Below are 251 nucleotides of genomic sequence, written 5' to 3' on the forward strand. Positions count from 1 at the left end.
CGTAAAAAATCTAAAAACACCGAGTATTTCTGGGTTCCAAGCCAGAGAAGAGAGGAGGGAGAAGGAAGAGAAAAAGGTGACAACCAGAATTAAACCTTTTTTCCTTCCGAAACGGTCTGAAAACCATCCTCCGGCAGAGGCGCCGATAAACATTCCGAAATAGGAGACAGATGTAATAAAAGCGATAGTATGAGTGGATATGTTCCATTCCTTTAAAAGTGAAGGCGCCGCATATGAAAACGTATTTAAAT

The 251-nt window shown here is 41.0% G+C and carries 1 protein-coding gene; it reads right to left on the reverse strand.

Annotated features, from left to right (window positions below):
- On the reverse strand, nt 1-251 hold a 251-nt coding region (locus SB658_RS26035), incomplete at both ends, for an MFS transporter (RefSeq protein WP_410603378.1).

It is taken from the genome of Bacillus sp. SIMBA_008 (assembly GCF_046535495.1).
Taxonomy (GTDB): Bacteria; Bacillota; Bacilli; order Bacillales; family Bacillaceae; genus Bacillus; species Bacillus subtilis.